Source organism: Bradyrhizobium sp. URHA0013, from assembly GCF_000518345.1.
In the GTDB taxonomy this organism is placed as follows: domain Bacteria; phylum Pseudomonadota; class Alphaproteobacteria; order Rhizobiales; family Xanthobacteraceae; genus Bradyrhizobium.
This window is the reverse complement of the sequence record NZ_JADK01000003.1, coordinates 759496-771820: the sequence shown is the minus strand read 5'-3', so window position 1 is coordinate 771820 and position 12325 is coordinate 759496. Positions and strand designations below refer to the sequence as shown.

Here is a 12325-nt window from a genome sequence, read left to right as displayed (position 1 = left end):
CTTTGTTCACGCCAAGCTGATTCCACGAAGGCCCGAAACGCGCTACGCAACGCCTGATGTCCAGGCCCATGTCCACGACCTCGATCCCGTCTGCCCGAGCCCGCGCGAAGACCCGGGTGAGCTATGCCCGCTTTCGGGCCTGGCTGGTTGCCAGCGCGACCCGCCCGGAGGCACGCCTCTGGCTGGTGATCCAGCTTGCCATCCTGCATGCGGTGCTCTGGACCTTCATCCTGATCAATCTCAAGGCAGCGCAGGACGTTCACATGGACGTCGCGGAAGCCTGGGGCTGGGGCCAGAAATTCCTCTGGGGCTATGGCAAGCACCCGCCGCTGTCGGGCTGGGTCGCCGGCCTCTGGTTCACAGTGTTCCCGCCGACAGACTGGGCGACCTATGCGCTGGCGATGGCGACCGTCAGCACCGGTATGGTGATCTGCTGGCTCATCGCGCTGCGCGTCGTGGATGCGCGGCGCGCGTTCCTGGTCGTGGTGATGGTCGCGCTCTACCCGATCTTCAATTTCAAAGGATTCAAGTACAATCCCGACCTGCTCCAGCTCGTCACCTTGCCGCTCCTCGTGCTCGCTTATCTCAATGCGTTCGAGAAGCGGAGCTGGCAATCCGGAGTCCTGCTCGGCCTTGCCGGCGCGCTGTCGCTGATGACCAAATACTGGGTGCTGACCATGATCGGCGCCATCGGGCTTGCCGCGCTGATCCATCCGGAGCGAATGAGGTTCTTGTCGTCACCGGCGCCATGGGCTGCGATCGCGACGATGGTGGTGGCGATGATTCCGCACATCGTCTGGCTGGCGGACGCGCATTTCGTGCCGCTGACCTATGCCGGCGATACCTACAGCCTCGAGGACAGCGGCCAGGTGCATCAGCTCGTGGCCGGCTATGTCCTGCATAATGTCGCGCTGCTGGCGTTGCCGGTGGCGCTGGCCGCGCTGGCGATGGCGCTGGTGCCGCCTTGGTTCAGGCTGCTCCTGCGTGCGCCCTGGCGCATCGTCACGCGGGCCTGGGCGCGCGGCGCGAATGCGAGCGTGAACCTTTCGCAGGCGCGCAACGTCTGGCTCATTCAGATCATCGTCGCGGTCGGTCCCGCACTCGGCGCGCTGGCTTTCAGCATCTACATGAAGACCGATTGGGGCATCTCGCTGTTCTTCCTGGTGCCGCTCGCGCTGGTCGCGATCCCGGCCTTGCGGGTGCAGAGTGCTGCGGTGTTCAACATTGTCGCGATCTGGCTCGTGCTCAGCGTCGCCACGCTCGCTGCCTCGCCCTGGATCGCCGCGCGCGAGATGGCGGCCAATGCCGGCAACACGGCGACCTATGGCGCGCGCTCGGATCTCGCGCGCGAGCTGACGCAGGCCTGGCACGCGCGCTTCGCCTCGCGCTGGGCGGTCGTCGCCGGCACCATGGAGTCGATCCAGCCGATGGTGTTCTACAGCCCGGATCATCCGGCCGCGTTCACGCCGCTCGAGGCCTGGGGGTCCGGGTTGATTTCGCCCGATGACGTCAAGAGATTCGGCTTCATCGGCGTGTTCGATCCGGCCGACGGTCGCCTGCCGGCGTTCGAGAAGTGGGTGTCCGAGGTTGCGCCGAACGCCGAGCGCATCGTGATGACGACGCGCCGTTTCACCCACGGCAAGGCCGGTCCGTCGATGAGCTGGAACATCTACATCGCGCCGCCGGGGAAGTGATCGAGGCGACGCCGCCTAAATCCCTTCCTCGTTGAATTTGCTTTCAACGAGTTCGGTGATCGCCGCCAGCGCGGCTTCGGCATCATCGCCGGAAGCGGCGACCGTGATGGTGGTGCCGGGACCGGCGGCGAGCATCATCAGGCCCATGATCGAGGTGCCGCCGACGGTTTCGCCGCCGCGCGTCACCCAGACCTGCGCGCTGAAGCGCTCCACGGCCTGGACGAACTTGGCGGAGGCCCGCGCGTGCAGGCCGCGCTTGTTGATGATCAGGAGGTCCTTGGAGATCGCGCCCGCGGGCACGCCCGTCCCGGCTTGCGGCGCCTCGTCGCTCATTTGCCGGCGAGGACGCGGCTGGCGATGGTGACGTATTTGCGGCCGGCTTCCTGAGCCATCGCGATCGCGTCCGGGAGCGGACGCTCCTCGCGCACCTTGGCAAGCTTCACCAGCATGGGAAGGTTGATGCCCGCGAGCACTTCGACCTTCGGCCGGCTCATGCAGGATATTGCCAGGTTGGACGGCGTGCCGCCGAACATGTCGGTGAGGATCGCGACGCCGTCGCCGGAATCGACGCGGTTAACCGCCTCGATAATGTCGCTTCGACAGAGATCGGAATCATCTTCGGCGCCGATCGTGATCGCTTCGATTTGCTTTTGTGGGCCCATGACATGTTCAAGCGCTGCCTTGAATTCGTCGGCAAGGCGCCCGTGGGTCACAAGTACTAGACCAATCATCGGAAAACTCCTCGCGGGCGCTTTTGGTGCACCGCACGAACGCGCCACTTTGACCATCCAGAGCCCCTGCGCAAGAGGGGATGTTGCGTATCTCCCTGAATCTAGACGGATGGATAAGGGGAGCTGCGCCGGTCTATTCGGTCGCGAGTGTGGGGTTCATATGGTTACCATTTCCCTTCAAACAATCGCCTGAAGGGTTAGCGGAAGATGAACTCTTGGTAGTGGTCAAGGCCGCGACAACCAGAGGAAGGGGCGAATAGTCGCGGCCGATAGGGATTCGCGGTATTTCGACACCTAAAACGGCTGTTTTCAGGGATTCGGCCGCCGGCAGCCGCTCCGCATCCGCGGCGTCCAGATCGACCACGAGGCCGACGGTCGCATGCTCCACAAAGTCGCAGCGCCGGATTCCGAGCCCCCGGATCTCGATCAGGCCGGCCAGGACCGGAGCGGGGCGGACCTCAATTTCGCGGCCGAGTGTCGCCAGATGGACACGGTCATCACCGACCAGAACGGCCCTTTCGAGCACGCCGCTACGTCCCGCCATGATTAAATCGAAGGCAAGGCGCGACTTGCCGGAGCCCGAGGGCCCGCGGATCAGCACCGCCAGATCTCCAACCTTGACCGCCGAGGCGTGAATGCTGGGGCCGCCGTCGCTCATAGCGCCGGCAGCCTCACCACGAAGCGCGCGCCGACAACACTAGGCGCTCCGTCCTCGTCCGCCGGGCCGGGACGGTTCTCCGCCCAGATGCGTCCGCCATGCGCGTCGACGATCTGCTTGGAGATCGACAGGCCGAGGCCGGAGTTCTGGCCAAAGCCCTGATGAGGGCGGTCGGTGTAGAAGCGCTCGAAGATGCGCTCCAGCGCGTCGTCGCGGATTCCGGGGCCGTCGTCGTCGACCACGATCTCGATCTCGCCGCGCACGCGGCGGCAGGTGAGGCGCACCTTGTTGCCGGGTTCGGAGAAGGACTGTGCGTTCGAGAGCAGGTTGGAGACGATCTGTCCGAGCCGCGAATCGTGGCCCGTCACGGCGAAATTGTCGGTCGGGCCGCGGCCCTCGAAACGCATTTCGACCGCGACCTCATGGCCGAGCTTGGTTTCATTGGCGACGGACGCGAGCGTGGTCAACAGGCGGCGCAGATCGACCGGGATCGCATCCTGGCGCTGCAGTTCTGCATCGAGACGGCTGGCGTCGGAGATGTCGGAGATCAGCCGGTCGAGCCGCTTGACGTCATGCTCGATCACCTCGAGCAGGCGCGCGCGGCTGTTCTCGTTGCGCGCCAGCGGCAACGTCTCGACCGCAGAGCGCAACGAGGTCAACGGGTTCTTCAATTCGTGCGCGACGTCGGCGGCGAACATTTCGATCGCTTCGATGCGGCTGTACAGTGCACTGGTCATGTCGCGCAGCGCACCGGAGAGATGGCCGATCTCATCGCGACGACGGGTGAAGTCGGGAATCTCGACCCGGGTCCTGATGCGGCGGCGAATCAGCTCGGCGCTGTCGGCGAGCCGGCGGACCGGACCTGCGATCGTGCTGGCGAGCAGCAGCGACAGCATGATCATGACCGCGGCGGCGACGCCGCCCACCTTGAGGATCGCGAGGCGCTCGGCGGTGACCATCTGGTCGATGTCGTCGCCCTGCGTCGACAGCATCAGCGCGCCGTGGATGGCGCGCGAGCGCAACACGGGGACCGCGACCGAGACGATCACCTCGCCGCGCGCATTGACCCGCACCATCGAGCGCTTCTGGCCCTGGAGCGCGTCGCCGACCTCCGCATAGCCATTGCCGTTCTCGGGGCCGAGCTCGCGATAGAGCGGCAGGTCGCCGCGATTGAGCCAGGTGCGGACCGCGACCATGCCGCGTTCGACCATGCCCGGCTTCTCGGCGGCGACCGACGGCAGGGGGAAGCGCACCACGGTATCGAGGCTGCGGCTGTCGACCAGCAGGCTGCCGTTCGGGTCGTAGATGCGGGCGCGCGTCTTGGTCGGCGAGATCAGCGTGCGCAGCACCGGCGCCACGCGCTCCGGATTGATCGGGAAATCCAGCGGGGAATACTCGTCCGAGCCGCCATAGGTCTCGCCCGGCTTGAGGTCGAGCAACCGGTCGGGGTCGATGGTGATGGCGTTGGTCTGCACCGTCGCGGAGGCTGCGATCGCGCCGGCGATGATCTCCGCCTGCACCAGCAGGCTCTGCGCGCGCGCGTCGATCAGACCGGCGCGGAATTGCGACAGATAGAGGATGCTCGCCACCAGCGCGACGAGGCCGGCGAGGTTGAGCGAAACGATGCGGCGGGTCAGGCTCGAAAAGGACAGCGCGAAGAAGAACTGCCCGGCGCGCTTCAGCCAGTTCAGCGGACGCCAGCCCAGTACGGCCGGCTTGTCCTCGGCCAATTGATCCGGAGCGCCGTGGGCGGTGACGTCCTCGGCGTTCTGGTTCTCGTCAGGCTGCGTTCGGTCAAGCAATGCTCACGCCCGCGTTAGGACAGCTCGTGCGAAGGTCCCCGCATCCTAGAGCCATCCCGGTCCCGATGGAATCAGAACCGGCGATGCTCTCGGTCTTTCGTGGAGGCGCGCGCGCCTCAGGCTTCCTTGAAGCGGTAGCCGACGCCGTAGAGCGTCTCGATCATCTCGAACTCGTTGTCGACCACCTTGAACTTCTTGCGCAGCCGCTTGATGTGGCTGTCGATGGTGCGGTCGTCGACATAGACCTGGTCGTCATAGGCGGCGTCCATCAGCGCGTTGCGGCTCTTCACCACGCCGGGCCGGGTCGCGAGCGCCTGCAGGATCAGGAATTCGGTGACGGTCAGCGTCACCGGCTCGTTCTTCCAGGTGCAGGTGTGCCGTTCAGGATCCATGCGCAGCAGGCCGCGGTCGAGCGCCTTGGCGTCGTTCTCCTTCGGCGTGACGGTCGGGTCCTTCGGCGCCGAACGGCGCAGCACCGCCTTGACGCGCTCGACCAGCAGGCGCTGCGAGAACGGTTTGCGGATGAAGTCGTCGGCGCCCATCTTGAGGCCGAACAGCTCGTCGATCTCTTCGTCCTTGGAGGTCAGGAAGATCACGGGCAGGTCGGATTTCTGCCGCAGCCGGCGCAACGTCTCCATGCCGTCCATGCGAGGCATCTTGATGTCGAGGATGGCAAGATCGGGTTGGGTGGTGCGGAAACCGTCGAGCGCGGAGGCGCCATCGGTGTAGGTCATGATGCGGTAGCCTTCGGCCTCCAGCGCGATCGAGACGGATGTGAGAATGTTGCGGTCGTCGTCGACCAAAGCGATTGTGGGCATGAGCCTCTGCTTTCTGCTTTCCGTTTGGGTCGTGGCTTGAAACGGCGAGCAATCCACTGATGCGCCGCATACATGGGTGCCGATGTTGGCATTCGAACCTTGTCACCGAGCAATGCAAGCTAGGCTGAAGTGTGACCAAGTTCCACGAAACACGGCAGATTCGCCGCATCTCGACCCATAACCGGGCCCCGGTTTACCCGAAAAAAGGCCCTCCATGCAACCACCTGACCCGAGAAAGCCGATGCAACCGACCCCCGATTTCGACCCCGGAAGGCTCGCCAAATCGCTGCTGCGGCGGTCACGGCAGGGGGCCCTGGCGACATTGATGGCCGGCAGCGGCGATCCCTATTGCTCCCTGGTCAATCTGGCCAACCATCCGGATGGCTCTCCGATCCTGCTGATCTCGGCATTGGCGGTGCACACCAGGAACATCCTGGCCGACAGCCGGGTGTCCCTGATGCTGGACGAGCGGGCGGCGGGCGATCCGCTGGAAGGCGCCCGGATCATGCTGTCCGGCCATGCCGAGTCGGCCGATACGGACAAGGATCTGCTCCGGCGACGGTATCTCAATGCTCATCCCTTAGCGGAAACCTTTGTTTCCTTTAAGGATTTCTCCTTCTTTCGGATTCGGCCCACGGGAACTCATCTGGTCGCCGGCTTCGGTCGGATCGTCGACCTCAAGCCGGAGCAATTCCTGACCGACCTCACGGGGGCCGAGGACTTGCTGGCGGCGGAGGAGGGCGCGGTGGAGCACATGAATGCCGACCACCGCGACGCCATGGGGCTCTATGCAACAAAACTGCTGGGCGCTGCTGCCGGCGACTGGCGCTGCACAGGCTGCGATCCGGAGGGCCTCGACATGCAGGACGGCCAGACCGTCTTGCGGCTGGACTTCCCGGAGCGCGTCGCTGATGGCACGGCGCTGCGCAAGATGCTGGTTCGCCTCGCCGGCGAAGCGCGCACCAGGATGAACCAGAGCGCAACACATTGAACGCTGCTGCCCATCGCCGCGACCCAAGTTCGTTACCGGTCAGAAGGCGGCGGCGAGAGCGTCATGGCAGAATGGAATAAACTGACGCTGGTTGCGGGTTTGACGCTCGCGATCACTGCATCGCTTATCACGCCAAGCCTTGCCCAGAAAGGTCTCGCCGCGGAGAGCGCGCGTATCAACGCACTGATGAGCGCCGGCAGATATTCGGAAGCACTGCCTGTGGCGCAAGGTATGGTCGCGAACCTGGAGAAGAGCGACACAGGTCGCGAACTCGCCGCCGCGCTGAACAACCTCGGCCAGGTTCATGCCGGTCAGGGCCACGACGATCTGGCTGAGCCGCTCTACAAGCGCGCCATCATGCTGATGGAAAAGTCGCTCGGTCTCGAAACCCCGTTGATCGGAGCCGAACTGAGCAACCTCGCCGCGCTCTACCAGCGGCAGAGCCGCTTTGCCGAGGCCGAACCTCTATTCAAGCGCGCGCTCGCCGTTCGCGAGAAGGGATTGTCGCGCGAGCATCCCGATGTCGGCCAGTCGCTCAATAATCTCGCCACGCTCTATGTGAAGCAGCAGCACTATGCCGAAGCCGAGCCGCTGTTTCAGCGCGCGCTCGCGATCTACCAGAAGGCCGGCGGACCCGAGCATCCGGCGGTGGCCACCGTCCTGAACAATCTCGGCCAGGTCTATCGCGATCTCAACCGCGATACGGACGCGGAAGCGCCGATCAAGCGCTCGCTCGCGATCCGGGAGAAGGTGCTGGGACCGGATCATCCCGACGTTGCCCGCTCGCTGAACAATCTCGCCGGCCTCTACGAGCACCAGCAACGCTACGGCGACGCCGAGCCGCTCTATCGCCGCGCGCTGCTCATCCGCGAAAATGCGTTTGGGCCCGATCATCCTGACGTCATGACCTCGACCAGCAATCTCGCTTATTTCCTCTACGTGGCCGGGCGCACCGCGGACGCATTGCCGTTCGCGGAAAAGACGCTTCGGGGCGATCACGCCCAGCTGCGCGTCGTGTTGCCGGTCCTGTTTGCCGCGCGCCAACAGGATCTGCTGCCCGGCGACAAGGCGCTGGACGAGGCCCTCGCCGCGATCCAGCGCGGCACACAATCGTCCGCGGCGACCGCCGTGAACAAGCTCGCGGTGCGGCTTGCCGCCGGCAGCGACCGCCTCGCCGAGCTGGTGCGCCGGGACCAGGATCTCGCGGCTGAGTCCGAGGCACTCGACAAGGCGATCGTCACGGCGGTGTCGAAGCAATCCGCGCAGCGCGATCTCGCAACCGAGCAGCGCAGCCGCGCGCGGATTGCAACGATTGCCAACGAGCGTACGGGCTTGCAGAAGACGCTCGCGGTCGAGTTTCCCGACTACGCGTCGCTCTCCAATCCTCTGCCGTTGACGGCAAAGGACATCCAGCTGCTGCTGTCGGCCGACGAGGCGATGGTGCTCTACTCCGTCGTCGACAAGCAGAGCTATGTCATCGCGATCACGCGCGAGGGCGTCGACTGGAAGGCTATTCCACTCGGCGCGGATGCGCTGACGCAGAAGGTGACGGCATTCCGCAAGGGACTCGATGTCGGCAAAGCGCGCGATGCCGCCGGCAAATCCGGATTGTTCGATCTCGCGCTCGCCAACGAACTCCATGTCGCGCTGCTCGGTCCGGTCGAGGCGTTGACAAAGGACAAGCGCAGCCTGCTGGTGGTGCCGTCGGCTGCGCTGACCGCATTGCCGTTTCATCTGCTCGTCACCGAGAAGCCGCAGGCTGCTATCCCGGATACGCTCGAAGGCTATCGCGGCGCCGCCTGGCTGCTGCGGCGTCAGGCCGTCTCGGTGCTGCCGTCGGTGGTCAGTCTGAAATCGCTGCGCGCCTTCGCGCGTCGGGATCAAAGCGTGAAGCCGATGACAGGCTTTGGCGATCCCGTGTTCAATCCCGCAGTGGAAGCGCCCGCCGAGCGGCGCGCCGCCAACGGCAAGGTCGCCGCGCGCAGCATCGCGACCATCGCCTATAGCGACTTCTGGCGCGGTGCCGGCGTCGATCGCACGCGGCTCGCGCAGGCGCTGCCGCAACTGCCCGACACCGCCGATGAGTTGAACGCGGTAGCCAGGGATGTCGGGGCTGCCGAGGCCGATATTCATCTCGGCCGCGACGCCAGCGAGACGACGCTCAAGCGTGCAGCGCTTGCTCAATACGGCATCATCTACTTTGCCACCCACGGCCTGGTTGCCGGCGACATCAAGGGACTGGGTGAGCCCTCGCTCGCGCTCTCCATTCCCGATCAGCCCACTGAGCTCGACGACGGTCTGCTCACCGCAAGTGAAGTCGCTCAGCTCAAGCTCAATGCGGATTGGGTTGTGCTGTCGGCCTGCAACACCATCGCGGGCGACAAGCCCGGCGCCGAGGCCCTGTCGGGACTGGCGCGCTCGTTCTTCTACGCCGGTGCGCGCGCACTCCTGGTCTCGCATTGGGCCGTGGATTCGGAAGCTGCCACACGTCTGACCACGATGACTTTCGAGCTGCTCAAAAACGAACCAAAAATCGGTCGTGCCGAAGCGTTGCGCCGCGCGATGTTAACCTATGTTGACGACACCTCGTCTCCGCGCAACGCCTATCCTGCGATGTGGGGGCCCTTCGCGCTCATCGGCGAAGGCGAGGTACGATAGGGTGGTCTTGGAATCTTCACCGAGACTCTTCGGCATTGTGCGTCGCAATAACTTCAGGAAACGCCGAAACGCGCATTTGGTTGCGCGATCATTGTTGATTTTTTAATGCGCCTGCTCAGAGCTGACATGCGCGACGTTTGGCGCGGTCCTTGAATAAACCAAATCCTAAGGGATCAGCTTGGCAACGCGAGCGTTCATCAGTATTAGGTCGTTCCAACCGAGGCCGGACGGCCTGTAATCACGGTGACCGCGGCGGCGCCAAGCATGATCGCGCTGAGTGGGTTCTAGGAGGATTTTTCGTGCAAGAGACGGGCGTGCGCAACGGTGCCTTCGGCGCCGACAAATTCGGCTTAAAGAATCTCAAGCAGGTTCACTGGAACCTCGGTGCGCCGCAACTCTATCAATACTCGCTCTCCGCGGGCGAGGCGGTGCTGTCGGCCGATGGCGCACTCTGCGCCGACACCGGCGAGTTCACCGGCCGCAGCCCCAAAGACAAGTTCACGGTGCGTGACGCCACCACCGACAAGAAGATGTGGTGGGCCGGCAACCAGTCGATCACCGCAGAGCAGTTCGAGACGCTCTACCAGGACTTCCTCAAGCACGCCGAAGGCAAGTCGCTGTTCGCGCAGGACCTCTATGGCGGCGCCGATCCGGCCTACCGCATCAAGACCCGCGTCTTCACCGAGCTCGCCTGGCACTCGCTGTTCATCCGCACGCTGCTGATCCGCCCCGAGGCGGTCGAGCTCTCGGCGTTCGTGCCCGAGCTCACCATCATCGACATGCCGAGCTTCCGCGCCGATCCGAAGCGCCATGGCTGCAAGTCGGAGAACGTCGTCGCGATCGATTTCGCCCGCAAGATCGTGCTGATCGCCGGCTCCTACTATGCCGGCGAGATGAAGAAGTCGGTCTTCACCACGCTGAACTACTATCTGCCCGAGCGCGGCGTGATGCCGATGCATTGCTCGGCCAATGTCGGCGCCAAGGGTGATGCCGCGATCTTCTTCGGCCTTTCCGGCACCGGCAAGACCACGCTGTCAGCCGATCCGAACCGCACGCTGATCGGCGACGACGAACACGGCTGGGGCCCGAACGGCATCTTCAATTTCGAAGGCGGCTGCTACGCCAAGTGCATCAAGCTGTCGCAGGAAGCCGAGCCCGAGATCTACGCCGCCTCGACGCGCTTCGGCGCGGTGCTCGAGAATTGCGTGCTCGACGAAGACACCCGTGTGGTCGATTTCGACGACGGCTCCAAGACCGAGAACACCCGCTCGGCCTATCCGCTCGAATTCATTCCGAACGCCTCACGCACCGGCCGCGCGCCGCAGCCCAAGAACGTGGTGATGCTCGCCGCCGACGCCTTCGGGGTGCTGCCGCCGATCGCCAAGCTCTCGCCGGCGCAGGCGATGTATCATTTCCTCTCGGGCTACACCGCCAAGGTCGCGGGCACCGAGCGCGGTCTCGGCAATGAGCCGCAGCCGGAATTCTCGACCTGCTTCGGTTCGCCCTTCCTGCCGCTCGATCCCTCGGTCTACGGCAACATGCTGCGCGACCTGATCGCCCAGCACAATGTCGATTGCTGGCTGGTCAACACCGGCTGGACCGGCGGCAAGTACGGCACCGGCTCGCGCATGCCGATCAAGGTGACGCGCGCGCTGCTGACCGCTGCGCTCGACGGCTCGCTTCGCAACGTCGAATTCCGCACCGACAAATATTTCGGCTTCGCGGTCCCGACCGCGCTGCCGGGCGTGCCGAGCGAGATCCTCAACCCGGTCAACACCTGGAAGGACAAGGACGAGTTCGACAAGACCGCCCGCGCGCTCGTCGGCATGTTCCAGAAGAATTTTGCTAAGTTCGAAGCCCAGGTCGACGCCGAGGTCCGCGCCGCTGCACCGGACGTGAAGCTCGCGGCGGAGTAAGCTTGCGTCGTTTGAAATTCGAAAGGGCGGCCGCGAGGCCGCCCTTTTGCTTTTCGAGATGTCTCTCCACCGTCATTGCGAGCGCAGCGAAGCAATCCAGAATCCCTCTGCGGAAGCAGTCTGGATTGCTTCGCTGCGCTCGCAATGACGAACTTGCGGAAGCAGCTACACCTTGAAATAGGCGATCTGCGTGCTCGTCGCGAGCAGTCTTCCGTTCGGCGACCACAGCTCGGCGTTCTGGTCGGCGTAGCTCTTGTGCATGATCTTCGAATCGGCGGTCGCCAGCACGCGGGTGATGTCCTCGGTCGCGAGCTCTTCGCTGTCGGTGTGGAAATACGTCGTCAGCGACACCGTGCCGAACGGCACCAGCTCGCGCCGTGCGTGGAAGATGCGGCCGAAGAAAGCGTCCGACATCGACATCAGCGACGGCATGTCGAGCTTGCGCGGCTCGCGATCGCTGATCCAGAGCTTTGAGTAAGTGCTGGCGAGCTCGGGCTTGGGCGGGCCGATCCGCATCTCGCCCTCGACGAAGCGGAATTCGTACTGGTTGGCCCAGGACGCCGCGATCTTCGGGAACGGCATCGTCTCTTCGAACGGCTTTGCATCGGGACATTGCGCCACCCTGTGCTCCCAGGACGGCCGGCGTTCGGCGAATACGGCGGTGGCGAGCGTTGCGACCTCGCCGCCGCCTTGCGACAGTTCGACGCTCCAGTGCTGGCTGGAGCGATTGGCCTTCACCAGCCGCACGTCCAGATCGAACGGCCCCTTCGCGATCGGCGCGCAGTAATTGACGGTGAGCGCCAGCGGATCGCCGGCACATTCCGGATGCTCGATCAGCGCCCGCAGGATGGTCGCGGCCGTAACGCCGCCGAACGGGCCGACAAAGGCCCAATAGTCGTCGCTGGTGTGCCCCTGCCAGCTCGAGTCGCCGGCGGTGACGCGGGTGGCGTCGTCGAAGGGGTGCGGGAGCTTGGTGTGCATTGTTCGATCCGGCGTTCAATGACGGACGTCATATCACGTCCGCCGCCGGCTTGTGCAATTACCTCGTGAGTAACCG

The 12325-nt window shown here is 64.6% G+C and carries 10 protein-coding genes; 4 read left to right on the top strand and 6 right to left on the bottom strand.

The genetic code is table 11. From position 1 onward, the window contains the following. Positions 1-68: 68 nt before the first annotated feature. Positions 69-1694: a glycosyltransferase family 39 protein gene (locus tag N551_RS0103865; protein WP_027565831.1), complete on the top strand. Its 1626-nt coding sequence runs from the start codon at positions 69-71 to the stop codon at positions 1692-1694. Between the two features lie 15 nt (positions 1695-1709). On the opposite strand, the gene N551_RS0103860 is transcribed toward N551_RS0103865, so the two are convergent. The 5 genes from N551_RS0103860 to N551_RS0103840 all read right to left on the bottom strand — a co-directional run bounded on the left by N551_RS0103860 (position 1710) and on the right by N551_RS0103840 (position 5703). Further along, positions 1710-2027: an HPr family phosphocarrier protein gene (locus N551_RS0103860; protein WP_018460059.1), complete on the bottom strand. Its 318-nt coding sequence runs from the start codon at positions 2025-2027 to the stop codon at positions 1710-1712. Continuing rightward, positions 2024-2425, bottom strand: coding sequence for a PTS sugar transporter subunit IIA (locus N551_RS0103855; protein ID WP_007597752.1), 402 nt, complete (start codon positions 2423-2425; stop codon positions 2024-2026). The genes N551_RS0103860 and N551_RS0103855 overlap by 4 nt, the downstream gene beginning before the upstream one ends. A 133-nt stretch (positions 2426-2558) precedes the next feature. Next, the gene (locus N551_RS0103850) at positions 2559-3083 is read right to left on the bottom strand and encodes an HPr kinase/phosphorylase (RefSeq protein ID WP_027565830.1); all 525 of its coding nucleotides are present in this window, start codon (positions 3081-3083) and stop codon (positions 2559-2561) included. Further along, complete coding sequence (locus tag N551_RS0103845; RefSeq protein WP_027565829.1) at positions 3080-4885, bottom strand: sensor histidine kinase; 1806 nt, start codon at positions 4883-4885, stop codon at positions 3080-3082. The genes N551_RS0103850 and N551_RS0103845 overlap by 4 nt, the downstream gene beginning before the upstream one ends. 116 nt (positions 4886-5001) lie before the next feature. Beyond that, the gene (locus tag N551_RS0103840) at positions 5002-5703 is read right to left on the bottom strand and encodes a response regulator transcription factor (protein WP_007597749.1); all 702 of its coding nucleotides are present in this window, start codon (positions 5701-5703) and stop codon (positions 5002-5004) included. A 241-nt stretch (positions 5704-5944) separates the two neighbouring features. Between N551_RS0103840 and N551_RS0103835 the strand changes: the two genes are divergently transcribed. From N551_RS0103835 to N551_RS0103825, 3 genes are all read left to right on the top strand, one after another. After that, positions 5945-6694 carry a HugZ family protein gene (locus N551_RS0103835; protein ID WP_027565828.1) on the top strand — a complete coding sequence of 250 codons (750 nt, stop codon included), beginning with the start codon at positions 5945-5947 and terminating at the stop codon, positions 6692-6694. A gap of 63 nt (positions 6695-6757) precedes the next feature. Then, positions 6758-9352, top strand: coding sequence for a CHAT domain-containing tetratricopeptide repeat protein (locus tag N551_RS0103830; protein ID WP_027565827.1), 2595 nt, complete (start codon positions 6758-6760; stop codon positions 9350-9352). A 299-nt stretch (positions 9353-9651) separates the two neighbouring features. Continuing rightward, positions 9652-11268: a phosphoenolpyruvate carboxykinase gene (locus N551_RS0103825; protein ID WP_027565826.1), complete on the top strand. Its 1617-nt coding sequence runs from the start codon at positions 9652-9654 to the stop codon at positions 11266-11268. Positions 11269-11433: 165 nt separating this feature from the next. Here N551_RS0103825 and N551_RS0103820 read toward each other — a convergent pair whose 3' ends face one another. Further along, complete coding sequence (locus N551_RS0103820) at positions 11434-12249, bottom strand: acyl-CoA thioesterase II (RefSeq protein ID WP_027565825.1); 816 nt, start codon at positions 12247-12249, stop codon at positions 11434-11436. Positions 12250-12325: the final 76 nt, after the last annotated feature.